The organism is Streptococcus sp. HMSC034E03, assembly GCF_001811505.1.
In the GTDB taxonomy this organism is placed as follows: domain Bacteria; phylum Bacillota; class Bacilli; order Lactobacillales; family Streptococcaceae; genus Streptococcus.
This window is the reverse complement of sequence record NZ_KV804978.1, coordinates 1-18794: the sequence shown is the minus strand read 5'-3', so window position 1 is coordinate 18794 and position 18794 is coordinate 1. Positions and strand designations below refer to the sequence as shown.

Genomic DNA, 18794 nt, shown 5'->3' with positions numbered 1-18794 from the left:
ATCAAATAGCAAGAGAAAGTCGAGTTTCGGCTTTTTCTTATCTTAAACGAATAAGGAGCAAGTTATGGCAGTAATGAAGATTGAGTATTACTCAGAAGTTTTAGATATGGAGTGGGGAGTGAATGTTCTCTACCCAGATGCGTCTCGGGTTGAGGAGCCAGATTCTACAGATATTCCTGTCCTCTATCTCTTACATGGGATGTCAGGGAATCATAATAGCTGGCTCAAACGGACCAATGTAGAGCGCTTGGTGCGAGGGACCAATCTAATTGTTGTCATGCCAAATACAAGTAATGGCTGGTACACAGATACTCAGTATGGCTATAACTACTATACAGCTCTAGCAGAAGAACTGCCTAAAGTGCTCAAACGCTTCTTCCCTAATATGTCTAGCAAGCGTGAAAAGACTTTTATCGCTGGTCTATCAATGGGAGGCTACGGTTCCTTCAAATTGGCCCTATCAACTAACCGTTTCTCACATGCAGCTAGTCTTTCTGGTGCTCTCAGTTTCGAAGAGTTTTCTCCAGAAAGTCAAAATCTTGGGTCGCTTGCTTACTGGCGAGGTGTTTTTGGTAAGCTTGATAACTGGGAAACTAGTCCTTACTCACTTGAAACTCTTGCTAACAAATCAGACAAGAAGACCAAACTCTGGGCTTGGTGTGGTGAACAAGATTTCTTGTATGCTGCCAATAATCTAGCAGTGAAGAATCTCAAGAAACTTGGTTTTGATGTGACCTATAGCCACAGTGCAGGGACCCATGAGTGGTATTATTGGGAAAAACAATTGGAACGGTTTTTGGCTACCTTGCCAATTGATTTTGTTTTGGAAGAACGCTTGTCTTAGTTTTAGTTTTCTTTCAGCTTACTCAAGTAAAATAAGGAATCTATCTTTAGAATGGGAATCCATGGCTTAAAGATGGGTTCTTATTTTTTTAGAAAGGCGGGAAATCATGTTCTGGATTATTCGTGTTCTATGTCGATTGTTACTAGGGATTTGGCGCATGTTCTGGCGCCTTGTGTGGACTCTTGTAGTCTTAATTCTCATTGCTTTAGGGATTCTCTGGTATGTGACGGGAGATTTATCTGGTATCTTCAATCAAGCGGGGCAACTTGTTCAAGTTGGTCAAGCAGGTTGGCATCAATGGCAAGAAACTGGTAAATTGCAAGGTTTGTCTCAGACTGATCATCATCAAGATTCAGGAGTAAAATGGCCCCAAGCACAGGCGACTATTTATATTGATCCTCAAATGGATGCAACATTCCAAAGGGCCTACGCTGAGGCTATTGCCAGTTGGAATCAGACCGGTGCTTTTAATTTTGTAGTTGTGACAGAACCTGACCAAGCAACTATTTTTGCGACTGAAATGAATGATGGTTCCACATCTGTTGCTGGTGAGGCGGAGAGCCAGACAAATCTCCTAACCAAACAATTTACTTCAGTAACAGTTCGTTTGAATCATTATTATCTATCCAATCCAAACTATGGCTATACCTATGATCGCATCTTGCATACAGCAGAGCATGAGTTAGGACATGCCATTGGGCTGGAGCATACTAATGAAGTGTCAGTCATGCAGCCAGCAGGTTCTTATTATGGTATTCAGGCTCAAGATGTTCAAGCAGTTCAAGAACTTTATGAGTCTGGAGAATAAGTGATTTTCAAACGAAAAATAGAGCTCCTTGATGTAAGCAATGAAGGGGGCTTTTTGCTATAATGGAACTATGAATAACTTGATTAAATCAAAACTAGAGCTCTTGCCGACCAGCCCTGGTTGTTACATTCACAAAGATAAAAACGGTACGATTATCTATGTAGGAAAGGCTAAAAATCTACGCAATCGTGTACGGTCTTATTTCCGTGGAAGTCATGATACCAAGACAGAAGCCTTGGTGTCTGAGATTGTAGATTTTGAGTTTATTGTCACGGAGTCTAATATTGAAGCCCTCCTTTTGGAGATTAACCTGATTAAGGAAAATAAGCCTAAATACAATATTATGCTCAAGGACGACAAGTCCTATCCTTTCATCAAAATTACCAATGAGCGCTATCCTCGCTTGATTATCACCCGTCAGGTCAAAAAAGACGGAGGTCTCTATTTTGGACCCTATCCGGATGTGGGGGCGGCCAATGAAATCAAACGGCTATTGGATCGAATTTTTCCTTTTCGTAAATGTACCAATCCACCATCAAAGGTCTGCTTTTATTACCATATTGGGCAGTGCGTGGCTCACACCATCTGTAAGAAAGACGAGGCCTATTTCAAAGCCATGGCTCAAGAAGTCTCTGATTTTCTAAAGGGGCAGGATGACAAAATCATTGATGATCTCAAAAGTAAGATGAACTTGGCAGCCCAGAGTATGGAATTTGAGCGTGCGGCTGAATACCGTGATTTGATTCAAGCTATTGGAACGCTCCGGACCAAGCAACGGGTTATGGCCAAGGATCTCCAAAATCGTGATGTCTTTGGCTACTATGTAGACAAGGGCTGGATGTGTGTTCAGGTTTTCTTTGTCCGTCAGGGCAAGTTGATTGAACGCGATGTCAATCTCTTTCCTTACTACAATGATCCAGATGAGGATTTCTTGACCTATGTAGGACAATTCTATCAAGAAAAATCTCACCTGGTTCCTAATGAAATTTTGATTCCTCAGGATATCGATGAAGAAGCCGTCAAGGCCTTGGTGGATACCAAGGTTCTAAAGCCCCAACGTGGGGAGAAAAAACAACTGGTCAATCTCGCTATCAAAAATGCGCGTGTAAGCTTGGAGCAGAAGTTTAATCTGTTAGAGAAATCAGTTGAAAAGACTCAAGGGGCTATTGAAAATCTTGGGCGACTTTTACAAATTCCGACACCTGTCCGTATCGAGTCCTTTGACAACTCCAATATCATGGGGACTAGTCCAGTTTCTGCCATGGTTGTTTTTGTCAATGGGAAACCGAGCAAGAAGGATTACCGCAAGTACAAGATAAAAACAGTTGTGGGACCAGATGACTATGCTAGCATGCGAGAGGTTATTCGCAGACGCTATGGGCGCGTCCAGCGTGATAGCTTGACACCGCCAGATTTGATTGTCATTGATGGGGGACAAGGACAAGTCAATATCGCTAAGCAAGTTATTCAAGAAGAGTTGGGGTTAGATATTCCGATTGCAGGTCTGCAAAAGAATGACAAGCACCAAACTCATGAATTGCTCTTTGGAGACCCACTTGAGGTGGTAGAGTTGTCTCGTAATTCGCAGGAATTCTTCCTCCTACAACGCATTCAGGATGAGGTTCACCGTTTTGCAATCACCTTCCACCGTCAACTGCGCTCTAAAAATTCCTTCTCCTCTCAATTGGATGGAATTGAAGGCCTGGGTCCAAAACGCAAGCAGAATTTGATGAAATATTTCAAATCTCTGACAAAAATCAAGGAAGCCAGCGTGGATGAGATTGTCGCAGTTGGTATACCAAGAGCAGTAGCAGAGGCTGTTCGCCAACACTTGAATCCTCAAGAGCGTGTAGAACTAGCTCAGGTAGCAGAATCGCCTGCTGAATACAAGTGATAAAGTAGTAAGGAAAGGTTTTTGCTTTAGCGAGTGCAAGCTAGTCAGAATTGTGGTAAAATAGATAAGATATGACTAAAGAATTTCATCATGTAACGGTCATGCTCCATGAAACCATTGATATGCTTGATGTAAAACCTGACGGTATTTACGTTGATGCGACCTTGGGTGGAGCAGGCCATAGCGAGTATTTATTAAGTAAATTAAGTGAAAAGGGGCATCTCTATGCCTTTGATCAGGACCAGAATGCCATTGACAACGCCCAAAAACGTCTGGCGCCTTATATCGAAAAAGGAATGGTTACCTTCATCAAGGACAACTTCCGTCATTTGCAGGTACGTTTGCAGGAAGCAGGTGTAGAAGAAATTGATGGCATTTGTTATGATTTGGGAGTTTCGAGCCCGCAATTGGATCAGCGTGAACGAGGTTTTTCTTATAAAAAAGATGCGCCACTGGACATGCGGATGAACCAGGAGGCTAGTTTGACAGCTTATGAGGTTGTCAATCACTATGACTATCATGACTTGGTTCGTATTTTCTTCAAGTATGGCGAGGACAAATTCTCCAAACAGATCGCTCGGAAGATTGAACAGGCGCGTGAGCTGAAGCCGATTGAGACCACGACAGAATTGGCCGAGATTATCAAGTCTGCTAAGCCTGCCAAGGAACTCAAGAAAAAAGGTCATCCGGCCAAGCAGATTTTCCAAGCCATCCGTATTGAGGTTAATGATGAATTAGGAGCTGCAGATGAGTCCATCCAACAAGCTATGGAATTACTAGCAGTGGACGGAAGAATCTCAGTCATTACCTTTCATTCACTGGAAGATCGCTTGACCAAGCAATTGTTCAAGGAAGCTTCAACAGTGGAAGTGCCAAAAGGCTTGCCTTTCATCCCAGATGATCTTAAGCCCAAGATGGAATTAGTCTCTCGCAAACCGATTCTACCAAGCAAGGAGGAGTTGGAGGCCAATAATCGTTCCCACTCAGCCAAGTTACGAGTAGCTCGAAAAATTCATAAGTAAGGGGATAAAATGGTAGAAAAAAGAGAAACAACGAGCCAATTACTGCAAGCTCGTATCAAGAGATTTTCACGTGTTGAGAAGGCCTTTTACCTTTCGATTGCCATTACAGCCCTTGTCTTAGCCATCAGTGTGGTCTATATGCAAACCAAGCTCCTACAAGTTCAAAGTGATTTGACAACTGTCAACAGACAGATTGAGGAGAAAAAGACGGAGCTGGACGACGCTAAGCAAGAAGTCAATGAATTGATTCGCTCAGAACGTCTGGCGGGTGTCGCGGATTCGCAAGACTTGCAATTAAACAATGGAAATATCCGATCGGCGGAGTAATATATGAAAACATGGAAAGAAAAAATAGTACACTTTGCCATTAAGAATCGCAGAACTCCTCTAGAAAACCGCAGACGAGTTGGAAAAAGCCTTAGTCTCTTGGCTGTCATTCTCTTTGCTGTTTTTTTGGTTAACTTTGCGGTGATTATTGGTACGGGAAAGAAGTTTGGTGTTGACCTGGTCAAAGAAGCTTATAAGGTTCATCAAACAACTCGAACAGTCCCTGCTAAGAGGGGAACCATTTATGATCGTAATGGAACTCCGATTGCAGAAGATGCAACCTCCTACAATGTTTATGCGGTCATTGATAAGGATTATAAGTCTGCGAATGGAGATATTCTATATGTTGAGGAATCTCAGTACAATAAGGTAGCCGAAATTTTCCATAAGTATTTGGATATGGAGGAGACCTACGTCAAAGATCAACTCTCTCAACCCAATCTCAAACAGGTTTCCTTTGGTACTAAAGGAAATGGGATTACCTACGCAAATATGATGTCCATAAAAAAGGATCTAGAAGCTGCCAAGGTTGAGGGAGTGGATTTTACCACAAGCCCCAATCGAAGTTATCCAAATGGGAAATTTGCTTCATCCTTCATTGGTCTAGCCCAGCTTCATGAAAATGAAGATGGTTCAAAGAGCCTTATTGGAACATCTGGTATTGAAAGCTCCTTGAATAGATTGTTAGCAGGGACAGATGGTATTATTACCTATGAAAAGGATCGTTTGGGGGATATCGTTCCAGGTACGGAACAAGTCACTCAACAAACCGTAGATGGAAAAGATGTCTACACGACAATATCTAGTCCTTTGCAATCCTTTATGGAAAGCCAAATGGATGCCTTCCAGGAAAAAGTGAAAGGCAAGTATATGACTGCGACCTTGGTTAGCGCCAAGACAGGAGAAATTCTGGCCACGACTCAAAGGCCGACCTTTGATGCTGATACCAAAGAAGGGATTACAGAGGACTTTGTCTGGCGTGATATCCTTTACCAAAGTAACTATGAACCAGGTTCAACCATGAAGGTCATGACCTTAGCAGCAGCTATAGATAACAATACCTTCCCTGGAGGAGAATATTTCAACAGTAGTGAACTGAAGGTGGCGGATGCTACCATCAAAGACTGGGATGTCAATGAAGGTCTGACTAGTGGTGGAATGATGACCTTCTCGCAAGGTTTTGCTCACTCTAGTAACATCGGTATGACTCTCCTTGAGCAGAAAATGGGTGATGCTACTTGGTTAGACTATCTCAATCGTTTCAAATTTGGAGTTCCGACTCGGTTTGGGATGAGTGAAGAGTATGCTGGTCAACTCCCTGAAGATAATATCGTTAATATTGCCATGAGTTCCTTTGGTCAAGGGATTTCTGTTACGCAAACCCAGATGCTTCGTGCCTTTACGGCTATTGCCAATGATGGGGTTATGTTGGAGCCTAAATTTATCAGTGCCCTTTATGATCCAAATGATCAAACAGTACGTAAGTCACAAAAGGAAGTTGTGGGAAATCCTGTGTCCAAGGAAGCAGCTAGCCTGACTCGAGATCACATGGTGATGGTTGGTACAGATCCTACCTATGGTACAATGTACAATCATAGTACAGGAAAAGGGACAATCAACGTTCCTGGCTATAATGTGGCATTGAAATCAGGGACTGCCCAGATTGCGGATGAACAAAATGGAGGATATCTAAAAGGTTCAACCAACTATATTTTCTCAGTTGTCTCTATGCACCCAGCTGAAAATCCAGATTTCATCCTCTATGTGACCGTTCAACAGCCAGAACATTACTCAGGAATACAGTTAGGAGAATTTGCCAACCCTATTCTGGAAAGAGCTTCAGCAATGAAAGATACACTCAATCTTCAATCAACAGCTAAAAGCTTGGATCAGGTAACATCTACAACTAGTTATTCCATGCCAGAAATGAAGGATTATAGCCCTGGAGATCTAGCTGAGGAACTCCGTCGTAACCTTGTACAACCAATTGTTATCGGTTCGGGAACAAAAATCAAAGAAAGCTCTGTAGCAGAAGGAACCAATCTAGACGCCAATCAGCAAATCTTACTCCTTTCAGATAAGGTAGAAGAGATGCCTGACTTATATGGATGGTCTAAGAAAAATGTTGAAACCTTTGCCAAATGGCTGAATATCCAAGTTGAGTTTGAAGGTACAGGAGAAACTGTTAAAAAGCAAAGTGTTCGTGCCAATACAGCTTTAAAAGATTTACAGAAAATAAAAATAACATTAGGAGATTAGAATGCTTATTTCTATCTTTGCTGGAGTGATTGCCTTTATTCTAACAGTCATAGGAATTCCAGCCTTTATCCGTTTTTACCATAAAGCACAGATTACCGGTCAACAGATGCATGAAGATGTCAAACAACACCAAGCAAAAGCCGGGACACCAACAATGGGGGGACTCGTCTTTCTCCTAGCAGGAGTTTTAGTTAGTCTGGTCCTTGCTCTCGTGACTAATCAATTAACCAATAATGTCGGAATGATCCTCTTTATCCTGGTCTTATATGGTTTGGTCGGTTTCTTGGACGATTTCCTCAAGGTTTTCCGCAAAATCAATGAAGGACTTAATCCTAAACAGAAGCTCTTGCTTCAGTTGGTCGGAGGAGTGATCTTCTATTTCTTCTATGAAAGAGGAGGAGATATCTTAAATGTATTTGGTTATCCCTTGCATTTAGGTGTTCTTTACATTCTCTTTGCCCTCTTTTGGTTAGTTGGTTTCTCAAATGCAGTTAACCTGACTGATGGAATTGATGGTTTGGCAAGTATTTCGGTGGTGATTAGTCTATCTGCCTACGGAGTGATTGCTTATGTGCAAAACCAGTTAGATATCCTGTTAGTAATTTTAGCCATGATTGGTGGTTTGCTTGGCTTCTTTGTCTTTAACCACAAACCAGCTAAAGTCTTTATGGGGGACGTAGGAAGTCTAGCCCTTGGAGGAATGTTGGCTGCTATCTCAATGGCTCTTCACCAAGAGTGGACTCTTCTATTGATTGGTCTAGTGTATGTCTTTGAAACAACATCTGTCATGATGCAGGTCAGCTATTTTAAACTGAGTGGAGGTAAGCGTATCTTCCGGATGACACCTGTTCATCACCATTTTGAGCTGGGTGGTTTTTCTGGAAAAGGGCAAGCCTGGAGTGAATGGAAGGTCGACTTCTTCTTCTGGGGAGTGGGCTTGCTCGCTAGTCTCTTGACTTTAGTTTTCATGTATTTGTTCTAAAAAGAGAGTGTGGAATCATCAGATAGAGAAGGATTAAGTTCCTTCTCTTTTTTATTTCCATCAGTTTATTGCATCCCCTTCTCAAAAATAGGTAAATTTATGGTAAAATGGAAATAGAAAGTTGAAATGATGAGTTATTTTAAAAAGTATAGATTTGACAAATCCAAGTTTAAGTTAGGGATGCGAACTTTCAAGACAGGGATCGCTGTTTTTTTAGTTCTCATGATTTTTGGTTTTTTTGGTTGGAAAGGACTTCAGATTGGAGCCTTGACTGCAGTTTTTAGTTTAAGAGAAGACTTTGACAAGAGTGTTCATTTTGGTACTTCTCGTATTCTCGGAAATAGTATCGGTGGTTTTTATGCCCTGATTTTCTTTCTCTTAAATAATCTTTTTCACGGCTCCTTCTGGGTAACCCTCCTTGTTGTTCCAATTTGCACCATGTTAACCATTATGACAAATGTTGCTATGAACAATAAAGCAGGTGTTATCGGTGGAGTTGCGGCTATGTTGATTATTACCTTATCAATTCCAAATGGTGAGACTGTTTTGTACGTGTTTGCCCGAGTTTTTGAAACATTTATGGGTGTTTTTGTGGCAATTCTTGTAAATTACGATATTGATCGTTTACGAAGTATTTTAGAGAAAAAAGAAAAATAATGTTATAAGATATAACATTATTGATTGACGATTGAATTTTTTTAGACTATAATAGACAGAAAGAAGGAAGTGTACATGAAGGAAAAAGAATTTCGTCGCAATATGGCAGTTTTCCCTATTGGCAGTGTTATGAAACTGACCGATCTTTCGGCGCGCCAAATTCGTTACTATGAAGACCAGGAATTGATTAAGCCTGATCGTAACGAGGGCAATCGCCGTATGTATTCTTTGAATGACATGGATCGATTGCTTGAGATTAAAGATTATATCTCTGAAGGTCTTAACATTGCTGCCATCAAGAAAAAATATGCTGAACGTGAGGCGAAGTCTAAGAAACCAGTGAGTCAAACTGAAGTGCGTAGAGCGCTTCGGAATGAAGTTCTCCAGCAAAGTCGCTTCGCTTCTCAACAATCACCTTTTGGTCGCGGTTAGGCAACCGCAAGTCGTCATATATAAGGAGAAAAACCATGCCAATCACAGCTGCAGATATTCGTCGTGAAGTTAAGGAAAAAAATGTAACCTTTATCCGTCTCATGTTTTCAGATATTTTGGGAACTATGAAAAACGTCGAAATTCCTGCTACAGATGAACAACTAGACAAGGTCTTGTCAAACAAGGCTATGTTTGATGGATCTTCTATTGAAGGGTTTGTTCGTATCAACGAATCAGATATGTACCTCTACCCTGACTTGGACACTTGGACAGTCTTTCCTTGGGGAGATGAGAACGGTAGTGTCGCAGGATTGATCTGTGATGTCTATACAACAGAAGGGGAACCATTTGCTGGAGATCCTCGTGGAAACCTCAAACGTGCTCTTCGCCACATGGAAGAAGTTGGATTCAAGTCTTTCAACCTTGGACCAGAACCAGAATTCTTCCTATTTAAACTGGATGAGAATGGTGATCCAACTCTTGAGGTAAATGACAAGGGTGGTTACTTTGATTTGGCGCCTACAGACCTTGCCGATAACACTCGTCGTGAGATTGTTAACGTCTTGACCAAAATGGGATTTGAAGTAGAAGCGAGTCACCACGAGGTTGCGGTTGGACAACACGAGATTGACTTTAAGTACGATGAAGTTCTCCGTGCCTGTGATAAGATTCAAATTTTTAAACTTGTTGTTAAAACTATTGCTCGCAAACATGGGCTTTACGCAACCTTTATGGCCAAACCAAAATTTGGTATTGCTGGATCAGGTATGCACTGTAATATGTCCTTGTTTGATGCTGAAGGGAACAATGCTTTCTTTGATCCAAATGATCCAAAAGGTATGCAACTATCAGAAACAGCCTATCATTTCCTTGGAGGTTTGATCAAGCACGCTTACAACTTTACAGCTATTACCAACCCAACAGTGAACTCATACAAACGTTTGGTTCCAGGCTATGAAGCGCCTGTTTACATTGCTTGGGCTGGTCGTAACCGTTCGCCACTTGTGCGCGTGCCTGCTTCACGTGGTATGGGAACTCGTCTTGAGTTGCGTTCAGTGGATCCAATGGCTAATCCGTACATCGCTATGGCGGTTCTGTTGGAAGTTGGTCTGCATGGTATTGAAAACAAAATCGAAGCACCAGCTCCTATCGAAGAAAATATCTACATCATGACAGCAGAAGAGCGTAAGGAAGCTGGTATTACAGACCTTCCATCAACTCTTCACAACGCTTTGAAGGCTTTGACTGAGGATGAGGTGGTTAAGGCTGCTCTAGGAGATCACATCTACACCAGCTTCCTTGAAGCTAAACGAATCGAATGGGCAAGTTATGCAACCTTCGTTTCACAATGGGAAGTTGATAACTACCTAGATCTTTACTAATAACAAATAATAAGATTGTCCGTGAGGGCAATCTTTTTTTCTTGCAATTTATATCGAGGTGTGATATATTTTGTATAACGAAGTGCGATATATCGAACTGAATAGGAGGTCTTGTTAAATGGGATTAACAGATAAGATTAGACGGGTCTACCTTCCCATGACTGAAACAGGTTTTTATATTCTGTTCTGTCTGCAAAAGGAGAACCATGGTTATGGTATTACACAAAAGGTCAAAGAGATGACAGATTCACAGGTTTCAATTAGTCCTGGGACCATGTATGGAACCCTGTCAAAGATGGAAAAAGACGGTTTGATCTCCTTTGTCCGAGAAGAGGAAAAACGAAAAATCTATCAGATAACAGACTTGGGCCGTAAAGTTTTAGAGATTGAGTTGAAACGTATTGAGCGGCTCTACAGAAATAGTCGGGAGGAGCTTTGATGGAAAAGAAAGTTGTTTATAGGATTTGTACCATTGCGGATTATGATAGAGAGGCTCTCTATCTCAGTGAAATGCATGCTGAGGGCTGGAAACTTAAGGAAGTAAGTTACTCTAGCTTAGTAATTGCGGTTAAGTATACTTTTGAAAAGTGCCAACCGGAGCAGGTGGTTTATCAGTTGGACTTTTATCCTATGAAAAAGTCAGAGAGAGCTTCCTATTTACAACTGTTTAAAGATTGTGGCTGGGAGCATATTACAGACTTTAATGGTTTTTCCTACTTTAGAAAGCTTTATTCTGGAGTTGAGTCGAATGCCGAGTTTGAAATTTATAATGACGCGGCCGGGAAGTTAGCAATGGTCAAGAAGATTTTAACAATGCGGATGCTTCCTGTTTTGCTTCTCTTTTCAGTGCTACTACCGGTTTTCTCAAAGTTACTCAGTGGAAGAAGTTATTTCAGTTGGGGAATGTTTTTGATTGTTATCATAGACGGTACTTTATTGATCGTTTTTGCGATTCAGATTTCTTATATTTTTTGGAGATTGTTTCAAAAGTGGAAAGAATTATCTGATAAATAAAACCATTTTGGAGGTTAGACAATGAATAGCAAAGTACAATTTCGAATGTTTACCATTTTTGATTTGGATAAGGTAGAAGATTATTTGCATGAGATGCATTTGAAAGGTTGGAAATTTAAATCGAATCGTTTTGGTTTTTTCTATTTTGAACAATGCCGACCAGATGATGTGATTTACCGTGTGTGGAATACTAGCTACCTTAGAAAAAATGATGTAGATTTACAAAGTATTAAGGATAGAGGATGGGAATTTGTGGAAAATTGTTCTTATACTGTTTTTCGAAAAGCAACTTGTGATGTAGATTTAAATGATCGATTTTTCATGGATAATCGTTTTAGATGGGATGGTGTGAAATCTGGACTTCGTACATCTACAGTTTCTATCTCTGGCGGTCTAGTTGTTTGTATGAGCCTGTTTCGCGAAAGTCTCTCTCAGTCTTTCTTCATTATTTTTGCCCTATATGCTCTCATGATTACTTATCTAATCTATAGTTTTTACAGACTTAGACGGAAATATCTGCTTGATTGACAATAGTTTCTAGGTCCTCAGACTGATTTTTAGCACTCTTGATAAAAGAGTGCTAATTTTTTGAGTTTTTGTCTTGACATTCTCTTTTAAGGGTGTATAATAGAATCATAAGTTAGCACTTGAATGTATCGAGTGCTAAAAGATCTATCAGAGAGGAGTAGCGAGATGGTTACAGAACGTCAGCAGAATATTTTAAATCTGATTATTGACATCTTTACCAAAACGCACGAACCTGTTGGATCCAAAGCCTTGCAAGAGTCTATCAACTCAAGTAGTGCAACCATTCGAAATGATATGGCAGCCCTAGAAAAGCAAGGTTTGCTTGAAAAGGCTCATACTTCCAGTGGTCGGATGCCGAGTGTAGCTGGATTTCAATACTATGTCAAACACTCTTTATCCTTCGACCGTTTAGCTGAAAATCAAGTTTATGAGATTGTAAAAGCCTTTGATCAAGAATTCTTCAAGCTAGAGGATATTCTTCAAGAGGCGACGAAAATTTTGTCAGACTCGAGTGGTTGTACGGTTGTAGCGCTGGATGTAGAACCAAGTAGGCAGAAGCTAACAGCTTTTGATATTGTTGTCCTCGGGCAACATACAGCTCTTGCTGTTTTTACGCTTGATGAGTCTAGAACAGTTACCAGTCAGTTTTTGATTCCGAGAAATTTCTTGCAGGAGGATTTGAACCGCCTCAAGACCATGATTCAAGAACGTTTCCTGGATCAGACTGTTTTGGATATTCACTACAAGATTCGGACAGAGATTCCGCAAATTATCCAACGTTACTTCACAACAACGGATAACGTTATGGATCTTATTGAGCATATCTTCAAAGAAATGTTCAATGAAAATATCGTAGTTTCTGGGAAAGTCAATCTCTTGAATTTCGCTAATTTAGCGGCCTATCAATTTTTTGATCAGCCACAAAAGGTAGCTTTGGAAATTCGAGAGAATCTGATTGGCGACCAGATGCAAAGTGTCCGAGTTGCGGATAGCCAAGAATCTTGTCTTGCTGACTTAGCAGTGATTAGCAGTAAGTTCCTGATTCCCTATCGTGGGTTTGGAATTCTTGCGATTATAGGTCCGGTCAATCTGGATTATCAACAATTGGTTAATCAACTTAATGTTGTCAATCGAGTTTTGACTATGAAGTTGACGGATTTTTACCGCTATCTCAGCAGTAATCACTATGAAGTGAATTAAGATTGAAATCATTAAAGGAGGCGAAAATGGCCCAAGATATTAAAAATGAAGAAGTAAAAGAAGAGGAAGTTGTGGAAACAGCTGAAGAAACAACTCCTGAAAAGTCTGAATTGGACTTGGCCAATGAACGTGCCGAAGAATTTGAAAACAAATATCTTCGTGCCCACGCAGAAATGCAAAACATTCAGCGTCGTGCCAACGAAGAACGCCAACTCTTGCAACGCTATCGCAGCCAAGATTTGGCGAAAGCAATCTTGCCATCACTCGACAACCTCGAACGTGCCCTTGCCGTTGAAGGGTTGACAGATGATGTGAAGAAGGGTTTGGAAATGGTCCAAGAAAGTTTGGTACATGCTCTGAAAGAAGAAGGTATCGAAGAAATCCCAGCAGATGGAGAATTTGACCATAACTACCACATGGCTATTCAAACAGTTCCAGCGGATAACGAGCATCCAGCAGACACCATCGCACAAGTCTTCCAAAAAGGCTACAAACTACATGACCGCATCCTAAGACCGGCTATGGTAGTGGTTTATAACTAGGAATTTTATATGTCGAAACAATATAGTAGGAAGATGAGAATGAAAAAGATAGCGTCTACAAATTGGGCTATTGGAATTGTCGTTTTCTTTTTGGTAGTAGGGATATTTTTTGCTTATCCTATTTCGGAAGGAGCACAAGTTTCTTATTTTGGAACGCAGCCAGTAATTTGGTTGCAAAAAGTATTAGAACTTATATTGCAACCGATTTTAATTGGTCAATTGTTATTATTAATTACAGAGGAGATGTCAGTAAATAAGAAAGACTGATTTAGTCTTGTCCGAAACGACACTAAACTATGAAAGAAAGATAAACAATGGTTCGTCTTTGCCAATAGTGAGCGAAGCGAACCATTGGCGATACTCTTCGCCGTGGCGCTATTTGCGCAAACTTTGAGACCTTAGGCTCAAAGTTTAGTCAAAGAGATTAACGAAGTTAAGCTCTGACGGCGCCGCCACCTAAGAAGAGTATCAAAAAGAAAAATAGAAAATAGAATATAAAATTTAAGGAGAAAAACACATGTCTAAAATTATCGGTATTGACTTAGGTACAACAAACTCAGCAGTAGCAGTTCTTGAAGGAACTGAAAGCAAAATCATCGCAAACCCAGAAGGTAACCGCACAACTCCATCTGTAGTTTCATTCAAAAACGGTGAAATCATCGTTGGTGACGCAGCAAAACGTCAAGCAGTCACAAATCCAGATACAGTGATTTCTATCAAATCTAAAATGGGTACTTCTGAAAAAGTTTCTGCTAACGGTAAAGAATACACTCCACAAGAAATCTCAGCTATGATTCTTCAATACTTGAAAGGTTATGCTGAAGAATACCTTGGTGAAAAAGTAACTAAAGCAGTTATCACAGTTCCAGCTTACTTTAACGACGCTCAACGTCAAGCAACAAAAGACGCTGGTAAAATCGCTGGTCTTGAAGTAGAACGTATTGTCAACGAACCAACTGCAGCAGCTCTTGCTTACGGTTTGGATAAGACTGACAAAGAAGAAAAAATCTTGGTATTTGACCTTGGTGGTGGTACATTTGACGTTTCTATCCTTGAATTGGGTGACGGTGTCTTTGACGTATTGTCAACTGCAGGGGACAACAAACTCGGTGGTGATGACTTTGACCAAAAAATCATTGACCACTTGGTAGCAGAATTCAAGAAAGAAAACGGTATTGACTTGTCTACTGACAAGATGGCAATGCAACGTCTGAAAGATGCAGCTGAAAAAGCTAAGAAAGACCTTTCTGGTGTAACTTCAACACAAATCAGCTTGCCATTCATCACTGCAGGTGAAGCTGGACCTCTTCACTTGGAAATGACATTGACTCGTGCGAAATTTGACGATTTGACTCGTGATCTTGTAGAACGTACAAAAGTTCCAGTTCGTCAAGCCCTTTCAGATGCAGGTTTGAGCTTGTCAGAAATCGACGAAGTGATCCTTGTTGGTGGTTCAACTCGTATCCCAGCTGTTGTAGAAGCTGTGAAAGCTGAAACTGGTAAAGAACCAAACAAATCAGTAAACCCTGACGAAGTAGTTGCTATGGGTGCTGCGATCCAAGGTGGTGTGATTACTGGTGATGTCAAAGATGTTGTCCTTCTTGACGTAACACCATTGTCACTTGGTATCGAAACAATGGGTGGAGTCTTCACAAAACTTATCGACCGTAACACAACTATTCCAACATCTAAATCACAAGTCTTCTCAACAGCAGCAGACAACCAACCAGCTGTTGATATCCACGTTCTTCAAGGTGAACGCCCAATGGCAGCAGATAACAAGACTCTTGGACGTTTCCAATTGACAGACATCCCAGCTGCACCTCGTGGAATTCCTCAAATTGAAGTAACATTTGACATCGACAAGAACGGTATCGTGTCTGTTAAGGCTAAAGACCTTGGAACTCAAAAAGAACAAACGATTGTGATCCAATCGAACTCAGGTTTGACTGACGAAGAAATCGACCGCATGATGAAAGATGCAGAAGCTAACGCTGAAGCAGATAAGAAACGTAAAGAAGAAGTTGATCTTCGTAACGAAGTAGACCAAGCTATCTTTGCGACTGAAAAGACAATCAAGGAAACTGAAGGTAAAGGCTTCGACGCAGAACGTGACGCTGCTCAAGCTGCTCTTGATGAGCTTAAGAAAGCTCAAGAAGACAACAACTTGGATGACATGAAAGCAAAACTTGAAGCATTGAACGAAAAAGCTCAAGGACTTGCTGTGAAACTCTACGAACAAGCCGCAGCAGCACAACAAGCTCAAGCAGGAGCAGAAGGCGCACAAGCAACAGGAAACGCAGGCGATGACGTCGTAGACGGAGAGTTTACTGAAAAGTAAAAAGATTTATTAAGTTATAGATTTAATTTCCCTGGTTATTAGATAGTTATACTTTAAAGGAGAATGATATGGCTACTAAAGAAGAAAGAGAGTATCTTTCGCAATTCGTAGATATCGCGAGTTGTCATTTGAATGATAGTGATGTAGATTGGTTAATGCGTTTTATTAATTCGGTAGGGAATAGACATACTGAAGAAGGTAGCTTTGATAGCTGGAGTTCGGATGGTAGATATACTAGGAATTGGGTTAAAGAATACATAATTGAAAGTGATTATTCATTAACAAGTAATTATAGTTACCAAGATGATGATGGCGCGAGTGGAAGTTACTCAGAAAATATAACTAATGCTCGAGATATTATCAATATAATTAGGGAGTATCCGAATTTGTTATAAGAAATCCAGAGGTTGCAACCCAGCCTCTGTTTTTCGGTAAAATAGAGGATGTTGCGTATGAAAAAAGTACTTTGTATCATTTATCCTAATTTTTCTCTTTATGAGATAACCACTTTAACAAGTACTTTAGCTTTATCTTTTGGTGTAACAATTGATTATGCAGCTTCAGAATATTCGATAGTTATATCTGAGGATGGCTTACCCTGTCAACCGACTAAAACATTGGAGCAAATCCGTATAGAAGAGTATTCTTGTGTGATTTTGCCAGGAATGGTAAATATAGGTCCTGCTCTACAAGATGAGAGATTGATCTCGTTTTTGAGAAGTCTTAATGAGCAAGATATACTAATTGCAGCCATTTCTTCAGCCCCCCTTTTATTAGCCAAAGCAGGCTTGTTGAAGGACACGAAATTTACAGGTGGAATTTGGCAAAACTTCTTTGACTATTTTGAATTTCTTCCTCGTGAGAATTTCCAACCGAAAGTTCTTGTGCAAGATAAACAGATCATTACGGCTATAGGATTCGCACATCAAGAGTTTGCAAGGAAAGTGATTCTAAGTCTAGGGTTGGCAGAGAATACGGACAACTATTTTAAAGAACAGAACGAATATTCAGAAGAGGATTTGTTATTTACTCTATCAGATGAAGAGTTTGATCAAGTGAAGCGAAGTATAGAAAACACCCTCTAAAGATTTACATAAAAATTATAGAAAGGAACAAAGAGCGTTTGGGGAATTGTAGCCGAGCTCTGAAGTTTCTTACTCAATATAAAAGAAAGGAATTGAACCCGACCTACATCGAGGTTTGATTCACAACATCAATAGAAAGGAACAAAGGTGTTCGCAACTGAACACGGGCTACGGACTGTGCCAAAAAGATAGTTTTTTCTAGGACGTGATCGTTCGTCGTCAAAACTCCTATTTTGGCTGTGTCCGTTTAACGCCCTTTGTATCTTGAATTATGAACAATACTGAATTTTACGACCGTTTGGGCGTTTCGAAAAATGCATCTCAAGATGAGATCAAGAGGGCCTATCGGAAATTATCTAAAAAATATCACCCAGATATCAACAAGGATCCTGGTGCTGAGGACAAGTACAAGGAAGTTCAAGAAGCTTATGAAACTTTGAGCGATGAACAGAAACGTGCTGCCTATGACCAATATGGTGCGGCTGGAGCCAACGGTGGCTTTGGTGGTGCTGGCGGTTTCGGTGGCTTTGATGGAGCAGGTGGCTTTGGCGGATTTGAAGATATCTTCTCAAGCTTCTTTGGTGGTGGCGGTGCATCACGTAATCCAAACGCCCCTCGTCAAGGTGACGACCTCCAGTATCGCGTTCATTTGACTTTTGAAGAAGCTATTTTTGGTACAGAAAAGGAAGTCAAATACAATCGTGAAGCAAGCTGTCGTACTTGTAATGGGTCTGGTGCTAAACCTGGAACAAGTCCAGTTACTTGTGGACGCTGTCATGGTTCAGGTGTGATCAATGTTGATACCCAAACACCTCTTGGTATGATGCGTCGCCAAGTAACCTGTGATGTCTGTCATGGCCGTGGTCAAGAAATTAAAGATCCATGTACAACCTGTCATGGAACTGGTCATGAAAAACAAGCCCATAGCGTGCACGTAAAAATCCCTGCTGGTGTGGAAACAGGTCAACAAATCCGCCTAGCTGGTCAAGGTGAAGCCGGCTTTAATGGTGGTCCTTATGGTGACTTGTACGTGGTGGTTTCAGTTGAAACTAGTGATAAGTTTGAACGTGAAGGAACTACTATCTTCTACAATTTGAACCTCAATTTTGTTCAAGCAGCACTTGGTGATACAGTAGATATCCCTACAGTTCATGGTGATGTAGAATTAGTCATTCCAGAAGGAACTCAGACTGGTAAACGATTCCGCCTACGTGGTAAAGGTGCGCCTAGCCTTCGTGGTGGTGCCATTGGTGACCAATACGTGACTGTTAATGTCGTGACTCCAACAGGCTTGAACGAACGACAAAAAGCAGCCTTGAAAGAATTCGCAGCTGCAGGTGATCTAAAAGTCAATCCAAAGAAAAAAGGCTTCTTTGACCATATTAAGGATGCCTTTGAAGGAGAATAGAGCATAAAGTAAAAAGAGCCCGAGGGCTCTTCAGATTGAAGACAAAGTCCTTAGAACTCAAGTTTCTAA

Annotated in this window: 20 protein-coding genes; all 20 read left to right on the top strand. The window is 40.8% G+C overall.

Features of this window, described 5'->3' with window-relative positions:
- The first annotated feature begins 64 nt into the window (after positions 1–64).
- The 20 genes from HMPREF2805_RS04340 (at position 65) to dnaJ (ending at position 18725) form a co-directional block, all read left to right on the top strand.
- Complete coding sequence (locus tag HMPREF2805_RS04340) at positions 65–844, top strand: alpha/beta hydrolase (RefSeq protein ID WP_075231552.1); 780 nt, start codon at positions 65–67, stop codon at positions 842–844.
- Between the two features lie 106 nt (positions 845–950).
- On the top strand, positions 951–1652 hold the full coding sequence (locus HMPREF2805_RS04335) for a matrixin family metalloprotease (protein WP_075231551.1): 702 nt from the start codon (positions 951–953) through the stop codon (positions 1650–1652).
- Positions 1653–1722: 70 nt separating this feature from the next.
- Entirely contained in the window at positions 1723–3546 is a 1824-nt protein-coding gene (uvrC, locus tag HMPREF2805_RS04330) for an excinuclease ABC subunit UvrC (protein ID WP_075231550.1), read from the top strand.
- Between the two features lie 71 nt (positions 3547–3617).
- The gene (gene rsmH / locus HMPREF2805_RS04325) at positions 3618–4568 is read left to right on the top strand and encodes a 16S rRNA (cytosine(1402)-N(4))-methyltransferase RsmH (RefSeq protein ID WP_075231549.1); all 951 of its coding nucleotides are present in this window, start codon (positions 3618–3620) and stop codon (positions 4566–4568) included.
- Between the two features lie 9 nt (positions 4569–4577).
- Complete coding sequence (ftsL, locus tag HMPREF2805_RS04320; RefSeq protein ID WP_075231548.1) at positions 4578–4895, top strand: cell division protein FtsL; 318 nt, start codon at positions 4578–4580, stop codon at positions 4893–4895.
- A gap of 3 nt (positions 4896–4898) precedes the next feature.
- Complete coding sequence (gene pbp2X / locus HMPREF2805_RS04315) at positions 4899–7154, top strand: penicillin-binding protein PBP2X (RefSeq protein WP_075231547.1); 2256 nt, start codon at positions 4899–4901, stop codon at positions 7152–7154.
- A 1-nt stretch (position 7155) separates the two neighbouring features.
- The gene (gene mraY / locus HMPREF2805_RS04310) at positions 7156–8136 is read left to right on the top strand and encodes a phospho-N-acetylmuramoyl-pentapeptide-transferase (protein WP_075231546.1); all 981 of its coding nucleotides are present in this window, start codon (positions 7156–7158) and stop codon (positions 8134–8136) included.
- A 129-nt stretch (positions 8137–8265) separates the two neighbouring features.
- Positions 8266–8793, top strand: coding sequence for an FUSC family protein (locus HMPREF2805_RS04305; protein ID WP_075231555.1), 528 nt, complete (start codon positions 8266–8268; stop codon positions 8791–8793).
- Positions 8794–8868: 75 nt separating this feature from the next.
- A complete protein-coding gene (gene glnR / locus HMPREF2805_RS04300) occupies positions 8869–9225 on the top strand; it encodes a transcriptional repressor GlnR (protein WP_000659543.1) in 357 nt (118 codons plus the stop codon).
- Positions 9226–9260: 35 nt separating this feature from the next.
- A complete protein-coding gene (glnA, locus tag HMPREF2805_RS04295) occupies positions 9261–10607 on the top strand; it encodes a type I glutamate--ammonia ligase (RefSeq protein ID WP_075231545.1) in 1347 nt (448 codons plus the stop codon).
- 118 nt (positions 10608–10725) lie between these two features.
- Positions 10726–11046, top strand: coding sequence for a PadR family transcriptional regulator (locus HMPREF2805_RS04290; RefSeq protein WP_075231544.1), 321 nt, complete (start codon positions 10726–10728; stop codon positions 11044–11046).
- Entirely contained in the window at positions 11046–11621 is a 576-nt protein-coding gene (locus tag HMPREF2805_RS04285; protein WP_075231543.1) for a DUF2812 domain-containing protein, read from the top strand. The genes HMPREF2805_RS04290 and HMPREF2805_RS04285 overlap by 1 nt, the downstream gene beginning before the upstream one ends.
- Positions 11622–11642: 21 nt before the next feature.
- Entirely contained in the window at positions 11643–12149 is a 507-nt protein-coding gene (locus HMPREF2805_RS04280; RefSeq protein ID WP_075231542.1) for a DUF2812 domain-containing protein, read from the top strand.
- Positions 12150–12314: 165 nt separating this feature from the next.
- A complete protein-coding gene (hrcA, locus tag HMPREF2805_RS04275; protein WP_075231541.1) occupies positions 12315–13349 on the top strand; it encodes a heat-inducible transcriptional repressor HrcA in 1035 nt (344 codons plus the stop codon).
- Between the two features lie 26 nt (positions 13350–13375).
- Positions 13376–13891: a nucleotide exchange factor GrpE gene (gene grpE / locus HMPREF2805_RS04270; RefSeq protein WP_075231540.1), complete on the top strand. Its 516-nt coding sequence runs from the start codon at positions 13376–13378 to the stop codon at positions 13889–13891.
- 39 nt (positions 13892–13930) lie between these two features.
- Positions 13931–14158: a hypothetical protein gene (locus tag HMPREF2805_RS04265; RefSeq protein WP_075231539.1), complete on the top strand. Its 228-nt coding sequence runs from the start codon at positions 13931–13933 to the stop codon at positions 14156–14158.
- A 250-nt stretch (positions 14159–14408) separates the two neighbouring features.
- Positions 14409–16232, top strand: a complete 1824-nt coding sequence (gene dnaK, locus HMPREF2805_RS04260; RefSeq protein WP_075231538.1) for a molecular chaperone DnaK — start codon at positions 14409–14411, stop codon at positions 16230–16232.
- A 68-nt stretch (positions 16233–16300) separates the two neighbouring features.
- Positions 16301–16627, top strand: a complete 327-nt coding sequence (locus HMPREF2805_RS04255; RefSeq protein ID WP_075231537.1) for a hypothetical protein — start codon at positions 16301–16303, stop codon at positions 16625–16627.
- A 57-nt stretch (positions 16628–16684) separates the two neighbouring features.
- On the top strand, positions 16685–17317 hold the full coding sequence (locus tag HMPREF2805_RS04250; protein WP_075231536.1) for a DJ-1/PfpI family protein: 633 nt from the start codon (positions 16685–16687) through the stop codon (positions 17315–17317).
- 271 nt (positions 17318–17588) lie between these two features.
- A complete protein-coding gene (gene dnaJ, locus HMPREF2805_RS04245) occupies positions 17589–18725 on the top strand; it encodes a molecular chaperone DnaJ (protein WP_075231535.1) in 1137 nt (378 codons plus the stop codon).
- Positions 18726–18794: the final 69 nt, after the last annotated feature.